Origin of the sequence: Aliirhizobium cellulosilyticum (assembly GCF_014198105.1) — a bacterium.
Taxonomy (GTDB): domain Bacteria; phylum Pseudomonadota; class Alphaproteobacteria; order Rhizobiales; family Rhizobiaceae; genus Neorhizobium; species Neorhizobium cellulosilyticum.
The window spans coordinates 67,053-91,113 of record NZ_JACIGW010000006.1; the positions used below are offsets into that span (position 1 = coordinate 67,053).

Annotated in this window: 21 protein-coding genes and 4 pseudogenes; 17 read left to right on the plus strand and 8 right to left on the minus strand. The window is 58.2% G+C overall.

Features of this window, described 5'->3' with window-relative positions; all coding sequences use genetic code 11:
- Positions 1–290 precede the first annotated feature (290 nt).
- From GGE33_RS21385 to GGE33_RS21410, 6 genes are all read left to right on the plus strand, one after another.
- Positions 291–1,877 (plus strand): ABC transporter substrate-binding protein, encoded by a 1,587-nt coding sequence (locus tag GGE33_RS21385; RefSeq protein ID WP_183827716.1) that lies wholly within the window; start codon positions 291–293, stop codon positions 1,875–1,877.
- Between the two features lie 60 nt (positions 1,878–1,937).
- Positions 1,938–2,921, plus strand: a complete 984-nt coding sequence (locus tag GGE33_RS21390) for an ABC transporter permease (RefSeq protein WP_183827719.1) — start codon at positions 1,938–1,940, stop codon at positions 2,919–2,921.
- Position 2,922: 1 nt separating this feature from the next.
- Positions 2,923–3,879 (plus strand): ABC transporter permease, encoded by a 957-nt coding sequence (locus tag GGE33_RS21395; RefSeq protein WP_183686697.1) that lies wholly within the window; start codon positions 2,923–2,925, stop codon positions 3,877–3,879.
- Positions 3,876–5,570, plus strand: a complete 1,695-nt coding sequence (locus tag GGE33_RS21400) for an ABC transporter ATP-binding protein (RefSeq protein ID WP_183827722.1) — start codon at positions 3,876–3,878, stop codon at positions 5,568–5,570. Before GGE33_RS21395 ends, GGE33_RS21400 begins: the two co-directional genes overlap by 4 nt.
- A 116-nt stretch (positions 5,571–5,686) precedes the next feature.
- On the plus strand, positions 5,687–6,247 hold the full coding sequence (locus GGE33_RS21405) for an isochorismatase family protein (protein WP_183686702.1): 561 nt from the start codon (positions 5,687–5,689) through the stop codon (positions 6,245–6,247).
- Complete coding sequence (locus GGE33_RS21410) at positions 6,244–7,245, plus strand: GlxA family transcriptional regulator (protein ID WP_183827725.1); 1,002 nt, start codon at positions 6,244–6,246, stop codon at positions 7,243–7,245. Before GGE33_RS21405 ends, GGE33_RS21410 begins: the two co-directional genes overlap by 4 nt.
- 19 nt (positions 7,246–7,264) lie before the next feature.
- Here GGE33_RS21410 and GGE33_RS21415 read toward each other — a convergent pair.
- The 6 genes and pseudogenes from GGE33_RS21415 to GGE33_RS21440 all read right to left on the minus strand — a co-directional run.
- Positions 7,265–7,618: pseudogene (locus tag GGE33_RS21415) on the minus strand (PLP-dependent transferase); the annotation flags it as partial.
- A 1-nt stretch (position 7,619) separates the two neighbouring features.
- Positions 7,620–8,519 (minus strand): annotated as a pseudogene (locus GGE33_RS21420) (amino acid ABC transporter permease); the annotation flags it as partial.
- Between the two features lie 8 nt (positions 8,520–8,527).
- A complete protein-coding gene (locus GGE33_RS21425; RefSeq protein ID WP_183827731.1) occupies positions 8,528–9,070 on the minus strand; it encodes a GNAT family N-acetyltransferase in 543 nt (180 codons plus the stop codon).
- A 23-nt stretch (positions 9,071–9,093) separates the two neighbouring features.
- Positions 9,094–10,281 carry a M20 aminoacylase family protein gene (locus GGE33_RS21430; protein WP_183827734.1) on the minus strand — a complete coding sequence of 396 codons (1,188 nt, stop codon included), beginning with the start codon at positions 10,279–10,281 and terminating at the stop codon, positions 9,094–9,096.
- A 64-nt stretch (positions 10,282–10,345) separates the two neighbouring features.
- Positions 10,346–11,656 carry an LLM class flavin-dependent oxidoreductase gene (locus GGE33_RS21435; RefSeq protein WP_210303845.1) on the minus strand — a complete coding sequence of 437 codons (1,311 nt, stop codon included), beginning with the start codon at positions 11,654–11,656 and terminating at the stop codon, positions 10,346–10,348.
- A gap of 45 nt (positions 11,657–11,701) precedes the next feature.
- Positions 11,702–12,697, minus strand: coding sequence for an MsnO8 family LLM class oxidoreductase (locus tag GGE33_RS21440; RefSeq protein ID WP_183827738.1), 996 nt, complete (start codon positions 12,695–12,697; stop codon positions 11,702–11,704).
- 252 nt (positions 12,698–12,949) lie between these two features.
- Here GGE33_RS21440 and ku point away from each other — a divergent pair.
- Positions 12,950–13,789 (plus strand): annotated as a pseudogene (ku, locus tag GGE33_RS21445) (non-homologous end joining protein Ku).
- Between the two features lie 383 nt (positions 13,790–14,172).
- Entirely contained in the window at positions 14,173–14,409 is a 237-nt protein-coding gene (locus GGE33_RS21450; protein WP_183686718.1) for a DUF6894 family protein, read from the plus strand.
- A gap of 67 nt (positions 14,410–14,476) precedes the next feature.
- Here the strand turns inward: GGE33_RS21450 and GGE33_RS21455 are convergent, their stop codons facing one another.
- Positions 14,477–15,748 carry an NAD(P)/FAD-dependent oxidoreductase gene (locus GGE33_RS21455; protein WP_183827741.1) on the minus strand — a complete coding sequence of 424 codons (1,272 nt, stop codon included), beginning with the start codon at positions 15,746–15,748 and terminating at the stop codon, positions 14,477–14,479.
- 286 nt (positions 15,749–16,034) lie between these two features.
- On the opposite strand from GGE33_RS21455, the gene GGE33_RS21460 reads away from it, so the two are divergent.
- The 3 genes from GGE33_RS21460 to GGE33_RS21470 all read left to right on the plus strand — a co-directional run bounded on the left by GGE33_RS21460 (position 16,035) and on the right by GGE33_RS21470 (position 19,869).
- Complete coding sequence (locus GGE33_RS21460; protein WP_183827744.1) at positions 16,035–16,475, plus strand: hypothetical protein; 441 nt, start codon at positions 16,035–16,037, stop codon at positions 16,473–16,475.
- 284 nt (positions 16,476–16,759) lie between these two features.
- The gene (locus GGE33_RS21465; protein ID WP_183827747.1) at positions 16,760–17,659 is read left to right on the plus strand and encodes a hypothetical protein; all 900 of its coding nucleotides are present in this window, start codon (positions 16,760–16,762) and stop codon (positions 17,657–17,659) included.
- Between the two features lie 164 nt (positions 17,660–17,823).
- Positions 17,824–19,869: an ABC transporter ATP-binding protein/permease gene (locus GGE33_RS21470; RefSeq protein WP_484477022.1), complete on the plus strand. Its 2,046-nt coding sequence runs from the start codon at positions 17,824–17,826 to the stop codon at positions 19,867–19,869.
- 18 nt (positions 19,870–19,887) lie between these two features.
- On the opposite strand, the gene GGE33_RS21475 is transcribed toward GGE33_RS21470, so the two are convergent.
- Entirely contained in the window at positions 19,888–20,274 is a 387-nt protein-coding gene (locus GGE33_RS21475) for a DUF4174 domain-containing protein (RefSeq protein ID WP_183686728.1), read from the minus strand.
- Positions 20,275–20,719: 445 nt separating this feature from the next.
- Between GGE33_RS21475 and GGE33_RS21480 the strand changes: the two genes are divergently transcribed.
- The 6 genes and pseudogenes from GGE33_RS21480 (at position 20,720) to GGE33_RS21505 (ending at position 23,941) form a co-directional block, all read left to right on the plus strand.
- A complete protein-coding gene (locus GGE33_RS21480; protein WP_183827750.1) occupies positions 20,720–20,977 on the plus strand; it encodes a DUF982 domain-containing protein in 258 nt (85 codons plus the stop codon).
- A gap of 2 nt (positions 20,978–20,979) precedes the next feature.
- On the plus strand, positions 20,980–21,513 hold the full coding sequence (locus GGE33_RS21485; RefSeq protein ID WP_343062599.1) for a TspO/MBR family protein: 534 nt from the start codon (positions 20,980–20,982) through the stop codon (positions 21,511–21,513).
- A gap of 93 nt (positions 21,514–21,606) precedes the next feature.
- Positions 21,607–22,059: a pyridoxamine 5'-phosphate oxidase family protein gene (locus tag GGE33_RS21490; protein WP_183827757.1), complete on the plus strand. Its 453-nt coding sequence runs from the start codon at positions 21,607–21,609 to the stop codon at positions 22,057–22,059.
- Positions 22,060–22,203: 144 nt separating this feature from the next.
- A pseudogene (locus tag GGE33_RS21495) lies at positions 22,204–22,537 on the plus strand (exonuclease/endonuclease/phosphatase family protein); the annotation flags it as partial.
- Positions 22,538–22,653: 116 nt separating this feature from the next.
- On the plus strand, positions 22,654–23,523 hold the full coding sequence (locus GGE33_RS21500) for a TIGR02587 family membrane protein (RefSeq protein ID WP_183827760.1): 870 nt from the start codon (positions 22,654–22,656) through the stop codon (positions 23,521–23,523).
- A gap of 7 nt (positions 23,524–23,530) precedes the next feature.
- A complete protein-coding gene (locus GGE33_RS21505; protein ID WP_183827763.1) occupies positions 23,531–23,941 on the plus strand; it encodes a TIGR02588 family protein in 411 nt (136 codons plus the stop codon).
- Positions 23,942–24,061 lie beyond the last annotated feature (120 nt).

Genomic DNA, 24,061 nt, shown 5'->3' on the forward strand with positions numbered 1-24,061 from the left:
TGCCCGTCAGAGACGCCGAAGCGCCTAGCCGCCAGACTGATTTCGCCGCTTGCAAGCCAAATCCCAGCTTCCACATTTTGGGATTCGATTTGTTCCCGCGGGCCTCGATTGGGACTTCTCAACAAAACGCGCTCTCGAAAATCCACAGAACGAGCAGAAACAATCTCCATTCGCGGCCAAATTCGCAAAGGATTTTTCTGTCCGGCTTAAATTTCTACTGATTTACTAGAATTTATTGACGGCGTGGCTGGCTCCTCAAGCCGCGCGCCAGAAGGATACGGAGATCCTCGATGATAAATGCCCATATTGCGGGTCTTGCCGCAGCGGTACTTTCCTTTTTGCTCACCACATTCGCGGCGGACGCCGCGACAATTCGCTGGACGCGGGCGTCCGACGCGCTGACGCTCGACCCGCATGCGCAAAACGACGGCGTCACACATGCGCTCTTGAACCACATCTACGAAAGCCTCGTCTGGCGTGATGCCCAGGGCGCCCTGACGCCGCGCATCGCCACTGAGTGGAAGGTGAAGGACGGCGATCAGTCGACCTGGGTGTTCACGCTGCGCAAGGGTGTGAAATTTCACGATGGCGCCGATCTGACCGCTGAAGACGTGGCGTTCTCACTCAACCGCGCACGGTCCGATAAGTCGAACTTACGCCAGCTTCACGCCGATGTCGTTGAGGTCAAGGCTGTCGACGACTTGACCGTCGAGGTCAAGCTTCGTGCGCCGAACCTGATCTATCCGAACAACCTGACCGGCACCTACATTATCGACAAGGGCTGGGCAGAGAAGAACAACGTCGTCGACGTGCAGGACTATGCGGCCGGCAAGGACAATTACGCCGTGCGCAACACCAACGGCAGCGGACCTTATGTTCTCAAGTCCCGCGAGGTCGGTGTCCGTACCGTGCTCGACGCTTTCGACAAGCATTGGGAAGAGGCCAAGCCCGACGTGACCCAGATCGTCTATACGCCGATCGCCGATTCCGCGACGCGCGTCGCGGCGCTGTTGTCCGGCGAGGTCGATTTCGTGCAGGACGTGCCGGTGCAGGACATCGAGCGCCTGAAGAAGACCGAGGGCATCAAGATCACTAGCGGACCGGAAAACCGTTCCATCTTTCTCGGCTACCGTGTCGATGAGACACCGCTTGCATCGTCAAACATCAAGGACAAGAACCCGCTGAACGACGTGCGGGTACGCAAGGCATTCGATCTTGCGATCGACCGGGACGCGCTGCAGAAGGTCGTGCTACGCGGAAACTCGATCCCGACCGGTGTCATCGTGCCGCCCTTCGTGCATGGCTGGTCGAAAGAGCTGGATGCCTACACGAAGCCCGATGTCGCCAAGGCCAAGGCGCTGCTTGCCGAAGCGGGTTATCCGGACGGCTTCACCATCACGCTCGACACGCCGAACAACCGCTATGTCAATGACGAGGCGATTTCCCAGGCCGTCGTCGGCTTCCTCGGCCGCATCGGCGTCAAGGTCACGCTCGCCTCGCGTCCCTTCGCACAGCATTCTCCGCTGCTGACCGAACGCAAATCCGACTTCTATCTCTATGGTTGGGGCGTTCCGACATTCGACAGCGCCTATAATTTCAACGACCTGATTCACACCAGAACGGGCCGTTACGGCGCCTACAACCCGACCTATTATTCCAACGCGGCCGTTGATGCGAAGATCGAGTCGCTTGGTGCGGAAACCGACGTCGCCAAGCGCGATGCCACGATCGCCGAATTGTGGAAACAGGTGAAGGAGGAGGCGATCTACCTGCCGCTTCACAACCAGATCACAACCTGGGCAGTGCGTGACAACATCGACATCGAGGTGCCGCCGGATGCATCGCCAAAACTCGGCCGTGTGACGATCAGCGAATAAAATCAGGGCAAGGCGGATCCGGGACAGGATGGCGACATCCTGTCCCGTTCGGGTGGTAGCATGACAGGTTTCATTCTTAGACGCATATTCCAATCCATGCTGGTGATGCTGGCGGTCGCCCTCATCGCCTTTGTGGTCATCCGTTTCGTCGGCGATCCGCTGGAATCGCTGACCAGCCAGGAAACCCGGCTGGAAGACCGCGAGATCATGATGCAGCGGCTCGGGCTCGACCGGCCGGTCGTCTTCCAGTTCACCTCCTTCGTCCAGCGCGGACTGAGCGGCGATTTCGGCATTTCCTACAAACAGCAGGAACCGGTAACGCGCATGATCGAGGAACGTCTGCCGGCAACGCTGGAACTGGCTCTCGCCTCGGCGACACTGGCACTTGTCCTCGGCGGTGTTCTCGGCATCCATTGCGCCCTGAAACCCGAAAACGCGCTGACGCATTTCATCATGACCGCCTCTCTGATCGGCGTGTCTCTCCCCACATTTCTGATCGGCATCGGACTGATCTATCTTTTTTCCGTCGAACTCGGCTGGCTTCCGTCCTTCGGCCGCGGCGAAACGGTGAAGATCGGCTGGTGGACGACCGGTCTCTTGACCCTGTCCGGCTGGCGCTCGATCATCCTGCCGGCCATCACGCTGTCCCTGTTCCAGACGACGCTGCTGATGCGGCTGATACGGGCGGAAATGCTGGAAGTGCTGCGGCAGGATTACATCCGTTTCGCCCGCGCTCGCGGTCTGCCGCAAAGACGCATCCACTTTGGGCATGCGCTGAAGAATACGCTTGTGCCGGTCATCACCGTCGCCGGCCTGCAGTTGGGTTCGGTCATCGCTTTCGCGGTCGTCACCGAAACGGTGTTCCAATGGCCGGGTGTCGGCTCTCTGTTCATCAATTCAGTCCAGTCCGTCGATGTTCCGGTCATGGCCGCCTACCTCGTTTTCATCGCTCTTCTCTTCGTCCTCATCAATCTCGTTGTCGATATTCTATATTACGCCGTCGATCCGCGCCTGCGCGTCGGACATACCAGCGGGGAAGCATGACATGGCTGCTGATCCCGACATGACCGTCCCTCCTTCTTCCAGCCAACCGATCCCGAGAACACCCGACCGTATCGGGGGCAGGCTCGGCGTTGTCACCTGGCTTGCCTTGGTGCTGGCGGTCGGCCTGATGCTGGCCGCCCTCTTTGCGCCACTGATCGCACCGCATGACCCATTCGATCCGGCCACGCTCGATCTTCTCGACGGCATGACCCCGCCGATGCAACCGAGTGCCTTCACCGAAAAGACCTTCCTGTTCGGCACTGACAACCAGGGGCGTGATGTCTTTTCCTCCATCCTTTATGGCAGTCGCGTTTCGCTGACTGTCGCGTTTGCCGCGACCTTCCTGTCGCTCGCCATCGGCGTGACGGCCGGTCTCGTCAGCGGCTATGCCGGCGGCGTGACGGATGCGATCATCATGCGGGTGGCCGATGCACAACTCACCTTCCCGACCATTCTTATCGCACTTCTAGTGTTCGGCATCGCCCAAGGGGTGGTGCCGGCAGCGCAACAGGAGAACGCCGCGGTCTGGATCCTGATTTTCGCCATCGGCTTTTCCAACTGGCCGCAATTCGCTCGCACGGTGCGTGGCGCGACGCTGGTCGAAAAACGCAAGGATTACGTCGCGGCAGCCAAACTGATCGGTGTATCGCCTGCCCGCATACTCGTTACCCATGTGCTGCCCAACCTTGCCGGCCCCGTCCTCGTGATCGCAACGATCGGCCTTGCGCTGGCGGTCATCGAGGAGGCAACGCTTTCCTATCTTGGCGTCGGCGTTCCCCCGACCCGCCCGTCGCTCGGCACGCTGATCCGCATCGGCCAGCAATTCCTGTTTTCCGGTGAGTGGTGGATCCTCGGCTTTCCGGCCGCAACGCTCGTCCTCCTCGCGCTGTCGGTAAACCTTATCGGCGACCGCCTGCGCGATGCGCTCAATCCACGCCTGAGGGATGGTCGCCGATGACAAAGACCGACAATCATACCGTCCTTTGCATCCGAAACCTGACGGTGGAGTTCCCGACCAGTGCTGGGTCTTTCAAGGCGGTCAACTGCATTTCGCTCGATATCGCGCGCGGCGAAGTTCTCGGCGTGATCGGAGAGTCCGGTGCCGGAAAATCGATGACAGGTGCGGCCGTCACCGGACTTGTCGATCCTCCAGGCCGGGTCGTATCCGGCGAGATTTTTCTCCAGGGCGAGCGGATCGACGGACTTTCGGAGGTGGCCCTGAAAAGCCTTCGCGGGCGGCGCATCGGTACGGTCTTTCAGGATCCGTTGGTAAGCCTGAACCCGCTTTACACGGTCGGCCGCCAGCTAATCGAGACCATTCGCAGCCACCTGCCGCTCGATGCAAAGGCCGCGCGTCAGCGGGCGATCGAGTTGCTGCGCGAGGTCGGTATCGGCGAGGCGGAAAGGCGCGTAGATGCCTATCCGCACCAGTTTTCCGGCGGAATGCGCCAGCGTGTCGTGATCGCACTTGCGATTGCCGCCGATCCGGACCTGTTGATTGCAGACGAGCCGACCTCCGCGCTCGATGTCTCGGTTCAGGCGCAGATCATTGCGTTGCTCAAGTCGCTTTGCGAAAAGCGCGGGCTGGCCGTGTTGCTGATCACCCACGACATGGGCGTGGTGGCCGAAATTGCCGATCGTGTGGCCGTTATGAACCGCGGCCGGATCGTCGAGACTGGCGCCGTTACCGACGTTGTGCGCAATCCGCAGGAGGCTTATACCCGCGCCCTCATCGCCGCTATTCCTTCGATCCATAGCAAAAGCGCGCGACCGGCGCTCCCAGGTGTCCGCGAACTGGTGCGGGTCGAAACCATTCGCCGGGATTTTGAACTGCCCGGCGGCTTCTCCCTGCCGCTGCTGAGGCGCCTTTCCCCGGTGCGCAGCATAACCGCGGTTAACGACGTCAGCTTTACCATAGGAGAAGGTCAGACGTTCGCGCTTGTGGGAGAATCCGGTTCAGGAAAATCCACTATCGCCCGTATGGTGGCAGGACTGCTGCGGGCGCAATCGGGGCGGATATCGGTCGGCGACAAGGCAATCGCTCCGAACGATCGATCAGCGCACAAGGGCGCCGTCCAGATGATATTCCAGGATCCCTATGCCAGCCTCAATCCACGCTGGCAAGTCGGCGACATCATTGCCGAACCGATACGCAGGCTCGGTCTTGGACAGAGTCGTGCCAAGGTCGACCATCAGGTCGCAGAACTGCTGGAACGCGTTCGGCTCGAGCCCGAGGCCCGCCATCGTTATCCTCACGAATTTTCCGGCGGCCAGCGCCAGAGGATTGCCATAGCACGCGCGCTTTCCAGCCGCCCGCGGTTCATCGTCTGCGATGAACCGACATCCGCCCTCGATGTTTCGGTTCAGGCACAGGTGCTGGACCTGATGGCCGGGCTGCAGGCGGAATTCGGCCTCACCTACTTGCTGATCAGCCACAACCTTGCAGTGGTACGCCAGATGGCCGATAGGGTCGGGGTGCTGAAGGGTGGGGTTCTCGTCGAGGAAGGCGTTGTCGAGCAGGTGTTCGAGCGGCCGCAACATGCCTACACGAGAATGCTGCTCGCGGCCGCGCCGGACATCCAGGACGTGTTCCGGCGACGCGAGGCCGCTCTGTCCGAGCCAATTGCCCGGCCAGTAGTTCAGGCATGACATGGGAGGAAAATGCGTTTGGCGCGAATTGTCCGCTTCCGGTCTGAGTGTGGTCTCGAAGCAGCCTGCAAAATCCTGTTTCCTGTTGCTTCCAGCAACAAAAGGGATCACTCACCATGCCTCACCAAACAGCGCTTCTCGTCATCGACGCGCAGGAATCGTTTCGCCATCGGCCCTATTTCCGTGACGACGAATTCCTGCCCTACATCGAAAAGCAGCAGGCCTTGATCGACGGTGCGAAGGCGGGCGGCATCCCTGTCGTGCAGATTTTCCATGTGGATGAAGACGTTGAATTTACAATCGCTTCCGGACTTGTGAGGCCGATCGCGCCTCTCACATTTGCGCCCGACGTGGTCTTCCACAAGCACCGTCACAGCGCCCTTGTCGGCACCGGTCTCGGCGTGTGGTTGACAGAAAACGGCATCCAGCGTCTTATCGTATCGGGTATCCGCACCGAACAATGCTGCGAAACGACAACTCGCCATGCATCGGATCTCGGTTACGGCGTCGATTATGTCAGTGAGGCAACCTTGACGTTTCCGATGACCGATGCAAATGGGCGTGAATGGTCCGCTAGTGAAATCAGGGCGCGGACGGAGTTGGTTTTGGCGGGGCGTTTCGCACGGATTCTGACCGTCAGGGACGCGTTGGCAATCGACGGGAAGGCAGCAGCTTGAGCGATAAGGAACGGCCTCGGAAAATTCCGGTTTTCGTGGTCGTTCCGCCACGGGTGCTGCTTCTTGACATTGCTGGCCCGGTCGAGGTCTTGCGCCGCGCTAATCTCGAGCAATCGGCGGTTCGTTTCGATATTACCTATATCGGGCCCTCTCCTGATGTTCGCAGTTCGGTCGGGTTGAGCGTTTCCGGCATCGTGCCGTTGCCGGCTACACTGCCGGAAGGTGCGATGGTTATCGTCTGCGGCTCGGTCGACGAGCCGCTGGGTACCGGAAGGCCCCAAGACCGTCTGGGCGACGGGCCGCTGGAGGAAACTATCGTCAAATGGTTGCGCGGTAGCATCCAGCCGGGTGTTGAGCTTGCCACCATCTGTTCGGGAGCGCTACTGGCTGCGCGTGCCGGTTTGCTGGAAGGGCGCGAATGTACGACCCACCACTCGATGCTGTCAGACCTCGCTCGGCTGGCGCCGACCGCGCGCGTCCTGGAAAACCGGCTCTTCATCGAGGACGGCGAATGCATGACCAGTGCCGGCGTGACGGCTGGCATCGATCTGATGTTGGCGATTGTGGCGCGCAAGGTTGGCCATGCGACGGCGCTTGCGGCCGCTCGCACACTCGTCATCTATCTGCGCCGGGCGGGCGCAGATCCGCAGCTGTCGCCATGGCTGCAGGGACGAAGTCATCTCCATCGGGCCATTCATAAAGCCCAAGACGCAATCGGCGCGAATCCCGCCCACGCCTGGACAGTCGATGCACTGGCGAATGTCGCCGCCACCAGTCCGCGGCATCTGTCGCGGCTTTTCAACGAGCATGTCGGCATGAGTGTGACCGACTATGTCAACCGGATAAGGCTCGCCCTTGCCAAGGAGCTGGTCAACGGATCGCAGTTAGGTATGGAGCAGGTCGCAGACCGAGCCGGTTTTTCGTCGGCTCGGCAGTTTCGAAGAGCCTGGAACCGGCTGCACGATCAACCACCCGCGCGCACCAGAAACAGCGGCTGAATGGTACAACGTTTCCGGGTCAGCCTGCCTTTGCAGCCGATAAACCTCGCTCCAGATCTTCAATCAGATCGGCAACGTCTTCGAGGCCGATCTGCAGGCGCAGCACCGGTCCGCCCGACGGTGGTGGCGTCACGCGACGGTCAAACAGATTGACATGCAGCGCGAGGCTCGGGAAACCACCCCAGGAATAGCCGAGGCCGAAAAGCTCCAACGCGTTGAGAAATGCCTGAGCCTTGCGCTTGTGTTCCGCTTTTTCGGGAACCGCCAGAACGAAGGAGAAGATGCCGCTTGCGCCCTTGAAATCGCGCTTCCAGAGATCGTGTCCCGGAAAACTCGGCAATGCGGGATGCAGGACCTGTGCAACCTCTGGCCTTGCGAAGCGCGCCACGCGAGTAGTGACGTTCTATCTGATGCTGGACAATCGACAGGACGGTGAGAATAACCAGATACCAGACGGTAGCCACCATCAACAGCGGAATGACTTCGAGGTTGCGCCGGTAGATGATCTGGATCGTGTAGAAGAGTTCCGGTAGGGCGAGGATGTAGACCTGAGAGGACCCCTTCGCGAGCAGGATGATTTCGTTGAACCCGTTTGGCAGAATGCTGCGCATCGCCTGCGGCAGCACGATGCGGGTAAACTGCCTGTGGCGCGGCAAGCTGAGCGCAGCCGCCGCTTCGTGCTGACCCTGGTCTACGGAAAGTATGCCGCCACGCACGATCTCCGAGGTGAAGGCAGCAGCGTGCAGCGCGAGGCCGAGTACTGCTGCGGCGAACGGCGTGATGAGCTGCGTCGTGTTCCAACTGATGAAGTTGATACCAGTATAAGGAACCCCGATGGTGATCGTCTCGTAGAGATAGCCGAGATTGTTGAGGATCAGCAGGAGCACGATCAGCGGAATCGATCGGAAGATCCACACATAGGTCCATGATATCCCGGCCAGCAGCGGTGAGCCGGAGACGCGCGCGAGTGCCAGTCCGGTGCCGAGAAGAAAGCCCAGCGATGCGCCGAGCGCGGTCAAAAGCAGCGTTCGTCCGAGGCCGACCAGAACCGGCTCGGCGAAGAACCATTCGGCGAACACGCCCCAGCCCCAGCGCTCGTTGCCTAGCACCGAATGCACCGTCGCAGCGATGAGGACGACAGCGAACACGGTTCCGACCGTGCGAGCCGGATAACGAGCCGGCACGATGCGGTAATGCGAATAGTCGCCGTTGGCCGGTTTGCTGGTCTCGGCCGAAGCACGCGTAACATCGTTGAAATCAGTGCTGATGGTCATGATACCCCTCACACAGAACCGTGCAGCGTCACCGCAGCGATGGCCGTACCCGCAGGGACGATGGCAAATTCAAGCGACTTCTCGAACGGCAGTTTCTGGATCGTCTCAGGATCTGCTGCCGTATCGAAAAGTGCGGAATAGCCGTTAGTGAGGTAAAGACCGACGGCCTCCGGCTGGCGAAAGCCCGTCGTCAGGTAGACACGCCGATAGCCCTGTCGAGCGGCCTGCTCTTCCAGTTCGAGCAGCACCTTGCGCGCCAGGCCCTGGCGACGATAGTCGGAATGGGTCCAGATGCGCTTGAACTCCGTCGTGCCGTCATCTTCGTGCTGCATGAAGGCACCGCCCGCGATCGCCTTGCCCTCGCGTAGCAGCAGCAGAAAATTACCGTGGGGCGGAGCAAAGACATCCGGCGAACAACGGTTCATTTCCTTGGTCGCCCCTTCGGCGTCGTAGAAGCTGCCGTATCGGCTATCGTATTCGTAAGTCAGTTCTTCGATCAGCGGCACTGCCAGCGGGTCGAGTGGGCTTGTGTAGAGAAAGCGGTCGCTCACGGGTGTCTCCTGCGTCCTGCCGGTCATGAGAGGAAGGCTTCAGCGAGCCGCGCCCAGTAACGGGCGGCCGGCGCGATGATCTGGTCGTTGAAATTGTAGAGGGGGCTGTGCAGAGGCGCGCTGTCGCCGTTACCGACAAAAAGGTAGGAGCCAGGCCGCTCCTGCAGCATGTAGGCGAAATCTTCGCTTGCCGTGCGTGGCCTGAAACTGCTGGCCACCTGATCCGTAGAAAAATTCTCCTCGGCGACCCGGCGGGCAAACCGCGTCTCCTCCACATGATTGATCACCGGTGGGAACCCACGCAGATAATCGACTTCCGCTTCAGCGCCGAAACTTTCAGCCTGGGCGCGCGCAAGTGCCGGCACCCGCGCCTCCAGCTTGTCGCGAACTGCAGGAGAATAGGCGCGCGCCGTGAGCTTGAGCTCGACGCTTTCCGGAATGACGTTGGACGCGGAACCGCCATGGATCGACCCGACTGTCAGCACGGCCATTTCGAGAGGATCGACATTGCGGGCAACGATGCTCTGCAAGGCGGTAATGAAGGAGGCGGACGCCAGAACCGGATCGACCGTCTCATGCGGCGAAGCGCCGTGCCCGCCCTTGCCGACGATACGGATCAACGCCTTGTCGACCGAGGCCATGGCCGGCCCCTCGACGAAGCCCAACTGGCCGGCCGCGACGCCCGGCCAATTATGCAGGCCAAAGATGGCATCGACCGGAAATCTCTCGAACAGTCGATCATCGATCATCCTGCGGGCGCCTGCCCCCACTTCCTCGGCCGGCTGGAAGATCAGCGTCACTGTACCCGAGAAACGGCCGTGCTCTGCCAGATATCGGGCAGCGGCAAGCAAGATCGTCGTATGGCCGTCATGGCCGCAGGCATGCATGACGCCGGGATTACGGCTCGAATAGGCAAGCGCCGTCGCCTCCTCAATCGGCAGCGCGTCGATATCGGCGCGAATTCCTAGCCGCTTCTCGCCCGAACCACGCCGGAGGGTGGCGACAACGCCGTAGCCGCCGACACCCTCCGCCACCTCGTAACCGTAGGAGAGCAGATATTTGGCGATGATCCCGGCAGTACGCTTCTCGTGAAAGGAGAGCTCCGGATATTGATGCAGGTCCCGGCGGATGTCGATGAACTCGTCTATCGAGGCAAGGATCAGCCGCTCGGCGTCGTCGCGAGGACGCGCGCCGTCAACATGGATATTCATGGTTGTCACTTTCCAAAGGTTGCGCCGCGCCTCTCGTGGCCGGCCGTTTCACCCTGTCGAAATGTCAGGCCCTGGCCTTTTCCGCCGCTCCCGCGCCTGCCGCGTAAACGCTTTCCCGGTAGGGCAGCCCGAGATTTTGGCGCAGCGTATGTCCCGGGAGTTGCGGGTCGAAATAGCCACGCTCCTCAAGGATCGGCAGGACGTGGCTCGTGAAATCGTCCAGCCCTTCGGCAATCACCGGAAAACCGAGGATAAAACCGTCGGCTGCACCATTGTCGAACCAATCGATGAGCTTGGACGCGACGGCATCCGGCGTACCGACGAACCCCTCCCTTGGCGTGGCGGCATCAAGCGCCGCCTCCCGCAGGGTCTGCGCCTTCTCCTTTGCCACCCGTTTGATCCGGTCCGTTGTCGAGCGGAAGCTGTTCTTGCCAATGTCGCCAAGCTCGGGGAAAGGTGCATCCAGATCGTAGGCGCTGAAATCGTGATGATCGAAGAAACGGCCGAGATAGGCGAGAGCTTCCTCGACCGAGATCAGGTTGCGGATGGTCTGGTATTTTTCCTCGGCCTCGGCTTGTGTGCTGCCGACGATCGGACCGATGCCCGGAAAGATCTGGACGTGATCGGCAGAGCGACCATGAGCAACCGCCGCTTGCTTCACACGTTGTGAGAACGTCCGGTTTTCCTCGATCGAGACGCCGTTGGTGAAGACGGCATCGGCATGTCGGCCGGCAAGGCCGATTCCGGCATCGGAAGACCCCGCCTGAAAGATCACCGGCTGCCCCTGGGGCGACCGCTGGATGTTGAGCGGCCCCTCGACCTGGAAGAAGCGTCCCTTGTGACCAAGCGTATGCAGCTTGTCGCGGTCGAAAAATTTGCCGCTGACGCGGTCGCGGAGGAAGGCGTCGTCATCCCAACTGTCCCACAGACCCTTGATCACTTCCAGATATTCGTCGGCGATCTCGTAGCGAAGCGCGTGTTCGGGGTGGTTGCGGCTGTAATTCTTCGCCGTTCCTTCGAGCGGCGTTGTCACCGCGTTCCAGCCGGCGCGCCCGCCGCTGATGAGATCGAGAGAGGCAAATTGCCGGGCAATGGTGAAGGGATCGCTGTAGGACGTGGAAACCGTGCCCGCCAGGCCGATCTTGCTCGTCAACGTGGCAAGCGCGGATAGGATGGTCAAGGGTTCGAAGCGATTGAGAAAATGCGGAATGGACTTCTCGTTGATATAGAGGCCATCCGCGACGAAGGCGAAGGCGATGCCGGCGGCCTCTGCCTTCAGGGCCGTAGCCTTGAAAAAATCGAGATTGACGCTCGCATCGACAGGGCTCTTGGGGTGTCGCCAGGAATTCATATGCCCGCCGGCACCCTGCAGCATGATTCCGAAATTGATCTTCCTGCTCACGATACTTTCTCCTTGAAATCAGGCTGCCGCAGAGAGCGGTTTGCGGGACAAGAGCTCGATGGATGCAAGCCGGCGGTCAGCCCCGACTGCCGGCGGTTCCAAAATAAATTCCTGGATCTCGTAGGCCGCCGCCAGACGAGCCAGTTCCGCGTGGATCTCATCCGGGGTCCCGTGCAGCACGCTCGGCTTGCGCTCCTCGATCCGATAGTTCTTGGAGCCCGCCTGTTTTGCAAAATCCTCGGCCTGGTCGCGTCGACCAAGGCTGACCGACTGACCATTGTCGAGAAACACCTTGAAGATCTTCAGCTCCGACACCTGCTCTGCCGCATCTGATGCGCTTTCCGAGGCATAGGCGGCGAGTGCAAGCATCGGTGAGCGCCCGCCGCTTTCCTCGCGATATGTTTCAAGACTTTGGCGCAGGTTTTCAGAATCGCCGTTAAGATGACCAGCAAAGACAAAGTTCCAGCCAAGCTGCGCCGCCTGGCGAGCACTGCCCGGGCTGGCTCCCAACAAAAAACGCTCCGCGGTGAATGGCGGCTGCGGCCCCGCAAAGGCAAAAGAGTCATCCCGCTGCAAGGCGACGGAGTTGTCGAGAATGGCGCTAAGCTCAGCGATCTGCGTCTCGAATTCCGGCTTTTCTGAACGATAGACCTGCAATGCCGCCGTTGCCCTGGGCAGGCCGCCGGGCGCCTTGCCAATCCCGAGATCAACCCGCCCCGGTGCCAGGGAAGACAGAAGATTGAACACCTCCGCGACCTTGAACGGGCTATAATGTTGTAGCATGACGCCGCCGGAACCTATCCGGATGCTTGATGTGTTAGCGAGGATCCACGACACTAGAACTTCCGGCGCAGAACTCGCCAACTCACTTGTTCCATGGTGTTCTGCCACCCAAAAGCGGTGGTATCCCAGCGCCTCGGCTCGCTTTGCCAGATTGACGGTCGCCGACAAGGCGGAGACCGCAGTCTCTCCTTGGGCAATAGGGCTTTTGTCGAGCAAACTGATTTTGTACATCCGGCACCCACGCGCATCTTTTACGTGCGTCCATTTGTCTACTGATTTTGTATATTATGAAGGGCAATCTTTGCGATTGCGACGAGTGAAGCGGAAAAATCTTCTGCGTTACAGGGTGCGATCGCGCCGCCGAAAGCGCTACGCCGTGCTGTAAAGAGAGTCGGTGGTGGCCGTTGCTCAGAACGATAAATAGCCGGAACGATTCAGCGCCTGTCCTGTTTATGGGCAAAGCTGTATCGGAGATATCGGGACATGGCATCGCCACGCGCCAACTGGAAGGGCCACATCAGGTTCGGCGAGGTCACTTGTCCTGTGGCCTTGTTCACAGCCACCTCATCCTTCGAGCGGATCAGCTTCAACATACTCAACCGCAAGACCGGTAATCGGGTGCGCCGCGAGTTTGTGGATAGCGAGACCGGCAATGGCCGCTGTGTCGTGCTAGAGCCAGACGAGATCGCTTCAGCGGTTCCCGACAGCGACAAGACCCTTTCAATCACGGCGTTCATTCCGTGCGACGAGATCGATGACGTCTATTTCGACAAGCCCTACTATCTGGCACCACAGGAGATGGGCGAAGAGGCCTTTGCTCTGCTCCGTGACGGAATGAAAGAGGCCTAGGTGGCCGCCATTGCCAGCACGGTGCTGTTCCGCCGGCTTAGAACGCTGCTGATCCGCCCTCACGGCAATGGCCTGATCGGCACGACCTTGAATTTTGATTACAAGGTGCGATCGGCAGACGAGGCCTTCGATGACATGGCCGACATCAACATCGACAAGGAAATGCTCGACTTGGCCTCCCATATCATGAGCACGAAGACGGGCACCTACGACCTGTCGAATTTTGATGACCGTTACGAGGAGGCCCTTGCCGAACTGGTAAAAGCCAAGATCGAAGGCAAGCCATTCAGAAAGATTGTAGCACCAAAGGCATCTAAGCCGAGCGATCTCCTCCAGGCATTGCGGGACAGCGCCGGCGCTGCCTAGAAAAAGCCGACCAAGCGGAAATCCGCCAACTCCAACACTACCCGAAAGACGGTGGCCAAGAGCGGCAAGTCCAAATCCGCCGCGTCGTCTCATCGCAAAGCCGGATAGGGAGCGAAACTACAATGCCACTGCGTCCTTACTGGAGTGGAAGCTGCCTGTAGCGGCGATATCTCAGCGCATCTCATGGCGCATGCGCATGTTACCAATATGGATGGAAGATGAGGAAGAACATGAGCACAGGTGGTAAAGCTCGATCAAGGATGTATGCGTTCGTCAGTATAATCTTCGTTATCGGGCTCTTGCTCGCTGGTTACTACGTATTCGGCAAAACTCCCGGAGAGACTGAAACCGCCCCAGCATCGGAGGTGGTGAACCCAAAGTCGTGACACTTATCGCGCGTTCGGCAACTACCGCACCACTCAGATGAGCGGCGAAACAAGTCTGGAACGTTCACCACGTTCCATGGTTAAGACAGCCGCGAAGGAGGTTTCATGCAGAAATATTTCTTTCATATCAGGCAGGATGGCGTGCTCACCGAGGATCCGGACGGCTCGGAATTCACGACGTTAGATGAAGCCCATGATTACGCCGTTAGTTCGGCCCGAGAGATTCTTGCAAACAAGGTCAAAAATGGGAAGATCATCGACGGTGACTCTCTTGAGGTCGTCAGACCAGATGGATCGGTAGCGCTGACTGTCCCGCTCAAGTCCGCGCTCAAATTCGATTAGTCAAAATGCCGAAGAATTCGATGCGGTGCGCTGCTAGCGCATCGCCACACCTAGAAACCGTTCCAGGCTACCGAAGGGGAAACAGATCCCAATCTACGTCCTCGTGGCCGAGAACCGCAGCGGATATCAGGTCTGCCGCAATCTTTGCAAACGTAATGCCATTCCCTCCAAATCCCATCGATACAAATACCCGGCTCATCCCTGGCGCAGTCCCTATCATCGGAAGCCCGTCAGGTGTGACGCCGAACGCGGCCGACCAGGAAAAATCAGGTTTGCCGAGCGAAATCCCGGTCAGATCAGCCAGCTTTTCGACAAGGACCGCTGTCTTGTGTTCGATCTTTGTCGGGTCGAGATAGGCAGCCTCACCTTTCTCGTCCTCCCCACCGACGATGACGCGTCCATCGGATGTGGAACGAAAGTAGAGGTAAGGGTCCGAGGCCTCCCATACGAGGTATTTATCCAGCCAGTCAGGTCGGTTCAGCCTTGGCTTGCTAGCCAAGGCCCATGTCGACATGAGCTTGTGGCGTGGATTTCTCAAGCATTCGAGAAACTCATATCCACTACAGAATACGACGTGGGCCGCCTCAATCATCTTCCCCTGATCTGTCGCAACGATGACGTTATCGCCGGCCTCGCGAACATCGGTGACCTCCAGCCCGCCTACGACTTCCACCCCCTGTCGCCTGGCTGCGCGAAAAATGCCCGTTGTCATCTGCACAGGATTTGACGATGCGGAGATCGCGCTATTGATCGCTCCACTTCGGTTGATACCATAACGCTCCAAAAGCGCCGCCCGATCGAGATATTCGGCCAGGATTCCCACCTCTTGGCGAGCCTGCGCCTCTCTTTTCAACGCTCGCGCGCCAAGCTCTTGCCCGGAGAGAAAAAGCGTGTGCCGCGACTGGAATTCGCAGTTGATGCCGAGATCCCGAATGAGGCTCTTCAGCTCCTCAACTGCACCTGCCGACCTGCGCCAGACGCGTGAAGCCTTCTCGTGACCAATCGTTCTAGCGAGACGATGAAGCGGGACATCGATCTCATGCTGGATCATGGCAGTGCTCGCGGCGCTGCTACCACGAACCGGATGGCGGCGGTCGATCGTCAGGATGCGCAATCCTTTGCCGCAGAGTGAGTGGGCCATGAGGGCGCCGCCAATTCCCGCACCCACCACTATGACATCAAAGCGATCGGATGACGGGACCTTTCTTGTGACGATAGATGCACGCGGTTTGGCGAGCCACAGGGGTTGCGCGTGGCGGAGCGGCTGCTGATGGGTGAGTGAACCGGCGGCGTCGAGCTTGCCGGACCCCGATGTCGATCGGATCTGCGATGACACCATTATTGGCGAACTTTCGCATTGCGACCGTAAATGGCTCCACGATGACGTTCTCGGTAAGTGGGGGCATTCAACCGGGCCTTTCGGCTGATACGATTTAGCCCGGGTGAACCAAACAGCTCATCTTCGTCGATCCTAACGTTCAAATGCATTCCTCCCATGTTTTGAATTGAAGATAGGAGCAGCTTGTTCCGCTGGAAGAGCGATGAACGTACACAGTGGCCTGTTCCAGACATTTAATGGAACACCGGTAGGCCGAGAGTGTTCTCGTCTCAATCGGAGGACGGCAATGCCCCAGTTGAAAGACATTCATCCAGAGATTACCGGAAGTTCAACAAGCAGCACGACATTCGGTCGATCCATGGAGAGTAAAAGTCAGATCGCGGACTCTGCACCGTCGAAGTTCGTTGAGGAGGCTCTCAATATTTACCGGCTTGAGCCGATAGCTTCTGCAGATGATCCCGCGTGGGCAAACAAGCCGGGACACGGTGTGGTGGTCGTCGCGGCACGTACAGCCGGAGACGCGCGAATAGTGGCCGCGGAACGAGAGCTGGATTTTATGGAAATCGACGCGGCTCCCGCCGACGATGTGTCAACCCGGACCGCAAGCGCTTTCAGGGATGAAAAGCTCTACACGGTCGTCGAAATCGAACACGGGCGGGGCGACTTGGTTCGCGGAGTAATTGAGGGCGATATCAGGATGGACGTTATCAAGCCGCTTTGCATGTAATGCGGTGGTCTTCGATGGCGGGTACGGTGTTCGGGCAATAGAAGACGGCCTGAGGAACTCCGTAACCTACGCCGATGTGACGGCGGCTCTCATGGGCAGAAAGTCTCGAAGACCGTACAAAGCGACATGACGAGGAACCGGGAAGTTTCAGAAGCGTTCAGGCGATACCAACAACAAGTCGTTTATCGGAGGTTATTATGGGTCGCGGTATTCTTCTTTGGCTTCTCGGCGTGCCGTTGCCGATCATCATCCTTCTTGTTCTATTTATGCGCTAGGAGAATGACATGCCTCTCTATCAATCTGGTGTATCAGATGTCGGAGTTGAATCCTCGGCCTCGGCTCTCAGTTGGGGTCCGGTAATAGGTGGCGCGGTCGCTGCAGCGGCCACTGCGCTCATCCTGCTTCTGCTGGGGGCCGGCGTTGGTCTGACGATGGTGTCGCCATGGTCGGGAGAAAGCGCTTCATTCACCACAGTAAGTATCACGGCAGCAATCTGGTTTGTGGTGGTCCAGTGGCTCGCTTCCGCGCTCGGCGGCTATCTGACGGGGCGGCTGCGCACGAAATGGGCCGGCGTGCACACCGACGAGGTGTTTTTTCGGGACACCGCGCACGGCTTTCTCAGTTGGGCGCTTGCAACAGTGCTCGTTGCAGGATTGGCCGGATCTGCTTTCACAAGCCTTGTAGGCGGCGGAGTTCAAGCTTTGGCATCTGCCACCTCGACTGCGACGATTGCTGGCGCTACATCCGGCAGCGCTGACAACACAGGTCCTAACGTGGCGGCGGAATATTTCACGGATGCCTTGCTTCGTCCGCAGGATTTGCGCAATCGCGCCCAGACTGACGATGCGGCCGCAGTTGCGGAGGTTTCCCGTATCCTCCTCAATTCCGCAACGGCTGGGTCGATGCCCGACGAAGACAAGACCTACTTGTCGGCCGTCGTGGCGTCTCGCACTGGGCTCACGCCCGAGGAAGCAAAAGCGCGCGTCGATGCTGTGCTGCAGCGGATCGATCAGGCGAAAATTGAAACTCAGGAAGCAGCAGACAAGGCTCGTAAGTCAGCCTCCACAACAGCTATGCTTGGCGCACTCTCGCTCTTGGTTGGTGCCTTCATCGCTTCTGCGGCCGCGGCACTTGGGGGACGACAGCGAGACGACGAAGAAGCGGCACTTATCGCTAAGTTCTGACAAATTCTACGCGTCGGCGATGACAATCTAGCCGACGCGAATTCGCCAATCTTCATCAAGTCGCCCCGGTTGCACTCGGGAAAAAGCTTTAGTGCCTTCAGGCCCGCCGGAGAACGAGCGACGGGATGTCGAGACTTTCGTTTCCTTCTTGAATGACGAGAGCAATGAGCCCGGCCTGCGCATTAAACAGCGTATTGAAATTCCATCACCAAAGCGTGAAACCTTTTATCTCAAGCGCCGTTAAGGGGCTCATGAGTGATCGCAAAATCGACCCCGCAACTGAAAAACTCGCAACATCACAGGGTGCTGAAGTCCCTCAACAGAAGGATGAAGAGCACTCAGAGGCTGAGCCGGTACCTGAGGCCATTGAGCCCGATCAGGCAATGTCACCCGAGGAAGCCGAGCAGGCCCGCAAATCCTATCTTTTAAAGCGCTTCTGGATCAGTGCGCGCGGCTATTGGAGCCGTCGTGGTGACCGTCTGGCATGGCCAGTCTCCATTGGTCTCCTCGCTTTGATTGGTCTGAACGTCGGTTTCCAATATGGAATCAACGTCTGGAACAGGGAAATTTTCGACGCGATCGAGCAACGCAATGCCTCGTCGGTCTATTATCTGGGAGCTCTGTTTCCGCCGCTGGTACTAGGCAGCGTAGCCTTGGTTACCATTCAGGTATTCGTCAGGATGCTGATCCAGAGACGTTGGCGTTCCTGGCTGACAAAGGCATTGATCGCCCGCTGGCTTGCCAATGGTAGATATTACCAACTGAACCTGATCGATGGCGACCATCAGAACCCGGAAGCACGAATTTCCGAAGACATGCGGATCGCAACCGAGTCTCCAGTGGATTTTGTGTCAGGTGTCATCTCCGCCTTTCTCTCTGCCTCGACCTTCATCGTTGTACTCTGGACAATCGGCGGCGCCTTAACACTGCCGGTGGGCGGATCGTCTATTACGATCCCGGGGTTCCTCGTTGTCGCCGCGGTGATCTACGCATTCGTAACGTCAGGCTCGATCGCTTACATCGCCCGCAACTTTGTGCAGGTCTCCGAGGTCAAGAACCAGGTCGAGGCCGAGTTTCGCTATACACTCACTCGGGTCAGGGAGAATGGCGAAAGCATTGCTCTGCTCGGAGGTGAAGAAGAGGAGCGAAACGATCTCGACAGAACGTTTCAGAAGGTGCGTGAGCAATGGCGCCAGCTTGCTCATCAATATATGCGCACTACGCTCGTCTCGCACGGATCGATGCTGATTGCTCCCGTGGTGCCGGTCTTGCTATGCGCGCCAAAATTCCTCGATGGAAGCATGTCACTTGGTGAAGTCATGCAGGCAGCATCGGCGTTTACCATCGTCCAGACGGCCTTTGGCTGGCTGGTCGATAACTATCCCCGTCTTGCAGACTGGAACGCTTGTGCTCGCCGCGTCGCGTCTCTGATGATGTCGCTAGACGGCCTCGAACGCGCCGAAACCAGCGACAGCCTTGGCCGCATCGCCAGAGGCGAAGCTGTTGACAATACCATGCTCAGTCTTCGCGATCTGTCCGTGTCCCTCGGTGACGGTAGAGCCGTCGTGAAGGAAACCCAAGTAGAGATCGAACCGGGCGAGCGTGTGCTGGTAGCCGGAGAGTCCGGCTCTGGCAAAAGCACATTGGTGCGGGCAATCGCAGGGCTATGGCCTTGGGGCGAAGGAAGCGTCAATTTCCGTGCCAACGCTCGATTGTTCATGCTTCCGCAGAAGCCTTATATTCCGACCGGATCACTTCGACGGGCGGTCGCTTATCCGCAAGAAGCCGATAGCTGGGGCACCGAGGAAATCGGTTCAGCGCTGGAGAAGGTTGGCCTGGGACATCTCAAGGGCAAAATCGCCGATGAAGCCCCTTGGGACCACACCTTGTCCGGCGGCGAGAAACAACGATTGGCGTTTGCCCGGCTTCTGCTGAATGCCCCCGACATTGTTGTGCTGGATGAGGCAACATCGGCGCTGGATGACAAAAGCCAGGACAAGATCATGGAGACGGTCATTAATGAGTTGCCGGATGTTACGATACTGAGTGTTGGTCACCGAGCAGAACTTGAGGCATTTCACAGCCGAAAGATTACTCTTGAGAAACGGGATGGCGGGGCAAGGCTTGTCAGCGACGTGGACCTCATTCCGAAGAAAGGGAAGCGCATGTCAATCTCTCGGATGTGGGGAAAGAGACAGGATCGACACTGACTGCAGTCCAGCCAGAGGTTAACCAGATAACGATGGCCCCCTCGCTGCGTTCTCGGCTTCACGATGCGGTAATTCTTCGATAGTTGCGACTATGTCTGCAAAACATACTGGGATTGGTGCCACCCATTTTACGGAATCGTTTCCATCAACGAGGGAGGCCGTGAAGCGGTCGAAGGTGAATCTGTAAGTCTTGGCAACATCGGCCGGACCTGCCACGCAGCGACAGCCTTGCTCGAGGGCCGTAACCTCGGTTCGTGAAACCTCGAAAACAACGATTGCCCGTTCCTGTAGCTCTTGCACGTGTGGCTGGAGTTCATCCAGTTGCTGACGTCGCAAGCCGGTATCATCTCCCGCGACCAGCAAAATCCATTCCGGTTTGCAATTGGCCTCAAATAAAGCAGACATATGGTGATCCTTCACAGCGAGATTTGCAGCCGTACGGCTACACCGCGGATACCGTAAAACCGGTAGCAAAAGAGAAGGTTCCTCCGAAGGCGGGCGTGCAAGTGTTCATTTACGTGAACCTCTAACCTGCGCGCGCAGCCCTAAACGCCGTCGTCCACCGCGCGGAGTTTTCAAGGTGTTTGATCAAGCAGGCCCGCGGCGTTCACTGTTCCATCGCAAGCGACAAATTCTGAGGCTCGAACCAACAAATATCGCGGGAAAGGCTGATTGATTAACGCGATGTCCGTCTCAGGCATGCCAGATGGCAGCCGTCCTTGAACCGAGCAAGCTCGCGATCGAGGCCTGACTTCCTCTGTATCCGTTGCCTAATATTATCGCTGAGATCGGAACTTGTCCTGCCACTCGGCGTTCTCACGCCGCAGATATGTAGGGAGTAGAGAGCATTATGTCTGGTCCAAACGCACGATGGAAAGAGCCTGTTGAGATCGCCTTTCCAACTGGCTCACATAAAGTGAGCGGCCCATTCGAAGCGCTTGCACACATGATGGAAAACTGGCTTGCTTCACAGGGGCTGAATTTCGTCCGCGCGCGAAGCGCCTGCCGCGGCGCGATTGCTGGATACAAGACGATCGATGAGGCACGAGTAGCTTTTGAAGCGGCTGCGGCCGAAGCCCGCAAACAATTCGATCTCCGCCGGCATTGAGCGTGCGCCAGACATGCCGACCTCACTCTACACCTGACCAATCACGAACGCTTCAATCTGCAAGGTCGTTTGCATTGAATACAACACGTAAACACTATGGGACTCTCGGTATTTTCCTAACGCTCGTACTCATCACGGGCTTTACCGTTGGGATAGCCATCCGGCCTGGCGATTGGTACGAGACGTTGGTGAAACCGTGGTTTACGCCCCCGAACTGGTTGTTCGCGCCGGCGTGGATATTAGTCTACATCCTCATTGCCATCGCCGGTTGGCGGGTCACAATCGGTCATGGTTTGAGTTCCACACTATTCCGCCTGTGGACCTTGCAGATGCTTTTGAACTGGGCCTGGACGCCAGTCTTCTTTGGTTTTCGCCAAGTCGGCTTAGGCCTTGCCGTCATCGCTTGCTTACTTCTGGTGGTCATGGCTTTTCTGATCAAGGCCCAAGACCGAGTGGCGCGATGGTCTTTCGTGCCCTATGCGCTCTGGCTTGCCTACGCGACGTCGCTCAATGCCGCCATCTTCTTTCTGAACTAGAAGAGGTTGGCACAGGCTCCCGGCCCGGCATTCACGGAACGAACGCTGTGGCAGCGAGTTTCAGTGGCACGTCCTCGACTTCTGGAGAGCCACATGGCGGCGCACACCTTGGAAGAACTATCAAAGCAGCTGCAGAAAATCGATTTCTGCATGCTCCAAACGAAGAACGAACCTGGCGTGTTCAGCGTTCGCCCGATGAGCAACAATGGTGACGTCGATTACGGCGGCGACTCCTACTTCTTCTCATACGATCAGACCCGTAAGGTCAGCGACATCGAGCAAGACGCTCGCGTCGGCCTGACGTTTACCGCGCCACCCAGCTTACTCGGTAAGCCCGGCATATTCCTGGCGATAGACGGTACCGCAAGCCTGATCCGTGACAAGGCGCAGTTTGAGGCTCACTGGGTCAAAGACCTTGAGCGGTGGTTTCCGGAAGGGATCGATACCGCTGGAATCGTACTGATCAAGGTCTCTGCCACCGAGATACAGTACTGGGACGGCGAGGAGAACGGCCGCATCCCTCTCGCAAAGCGCGAAGCTTGCTGAGTTTTGCGTGATGGACCGGCAGGACCCGGGCGAGCTTCAATTTTATCGATTGAGAGGATGACGATGAGTCTCAAACATACACGCGTCCAGCATGAAGGCGCCGGTTACTGGGTCGTCGATTTCGTCGGAGATGACGGGGAGGCTGAGGCGGCCATCGATGGCGTATTGATAGGGTGCCTCTACCTGCCGAACGGCAACCCTGCCCCAGGCCCCAAGTTCGACTACAAACTGCGCTAGTTCCGGCGGCTCCAGGAATATGCAATGAAAATTCTAGAGCCAGACGTTATCGCCCTGCTGGTTGGCGATTTCAATGTCATGCCGACCGCACCGGACGTTTACAAACTGGAGCGTCGAATCGCTGACACGCTTTATCGCCCCGAGGTCCGCCAAGCCTATTCGCACTTGATCGAACAAGGCTGGACGGGATGCGATCCGCCATTTGCATCCAGACGAGCGGATCTACACACTCTGGAAATATTCACCCAGCGCTCGCTCTTCTCCAGCCAACCGGGCTTCGGCTACAAGCGCCCTGGTCCTCAACGCAACTGCCTCTATCTTCGGCTGGTGGAATTTTTTGCTTAAGGAAAACTTGGCATGAGTATCGCGACGACGCGCGAGGATTTTGACAACAGCAAATTTTTCGCCGGGATTGCACGCGGTATTGCAGGGGCCCTTCTCTTCTCCCTGCCGATGCTTATGACCATGGAAATGTGGCAGCTTGGCGTTTACATGGACCGCAGCCGTTTACTGCTCCTTCTCCTCGTCAATATACCTCTGCTGATCATTCTCTCCGACAGGGTCGGCTTCGAAGAGACATCCACGTGGCGGCAAGCGATCCGTGATGCAAGCATTGCCTATGCTCTTGGTATCGTTTCCTGCGCATTGATCTTGGTGGCGATGGGAGTCATCAAGCAAGACCAGTCAGCGCACGAGATTATTGGCATGATCGCGCTTCAGGCCGTGCCCGCGAGTATCGGTGCGATGCTGGGCCGAAGCCAACTCGGTGGGCAGTCGGATGATAGAAACGACGAAGCGGGCGGAAACGATGACGACCCCGTTCACGAAAGGGAGACAGGCTACGCTGGGGAGTTGTTTCTCATGGCTGTCGGTGCCTTGTTCCTCAATCTCAACGTTGCGCCCACCGAAGAAATGATCCTGCTGTCTTATAAGATGACGCCCTGGCACGCCCTCGTCATCATCGCCGCCTCGCTGGCGGTGATGCATGGTTTTGTCTACGCCCTGTCTTTTAGGGGGAGCCATGATCTCGCCGAGGGCACGCCAAGCTGGCATGCTTTTGTCCGCTTCACATTGCCTGGATATCTGATTGCTTGTTTGATCAGTGCCTATTGCCTTTGGACGTTCCTCAGAACCGATGACATCGGATCCACCCAAATCCTGATGACTATCGTCATCCTGAGCTTCCCCGGCGCGATCGGCGCGGCGGCCGCTCGCCTGATCCTGTGAGGCCGCGATGACCAAAATCTCGAACGGTAAAAACATCGAGGCCGGCGCCCCTCACTGGATCGAATGGATCACAGGTGCTGTCTCCGGGATCATCGTAGTTGGCGTGATCGTCTGGATAGGAAAGGACGGGTTCCTGGACCGCGATACCTCGCCGAACCTTCATGGGAAGGTAGTGCAGATAGACGAGCGCAGCGATGGGTTTCAGGTCTTATTCGCAATCGAAAACGCTTCCAGTGCAACCGCATCCCAAGTGAAAATTCTAGGAGAAATAAGAGAGCAAGGCTCGGTGCTGGAAAGTAAAGAAACCATCTTGGATTACGTTCCCGGACATTCCAAGGCTGGCGGCGGACTGATTTTTCGGCAAAATCCGACTGGGAGGGAGCTCGAGGTCAGAGCGACGGCTTTCAGTGAGCCGTAATTGCCAAGCTGACGCGACGGTCAGTCGGAAACTGCCGGGCCAAAAATTACGATCAGAAGGAAGGCAGTGACAAGCGAAGACATCGAACTAAGTTTAGGCAGCTCGGTGTCTTCCCTTGGA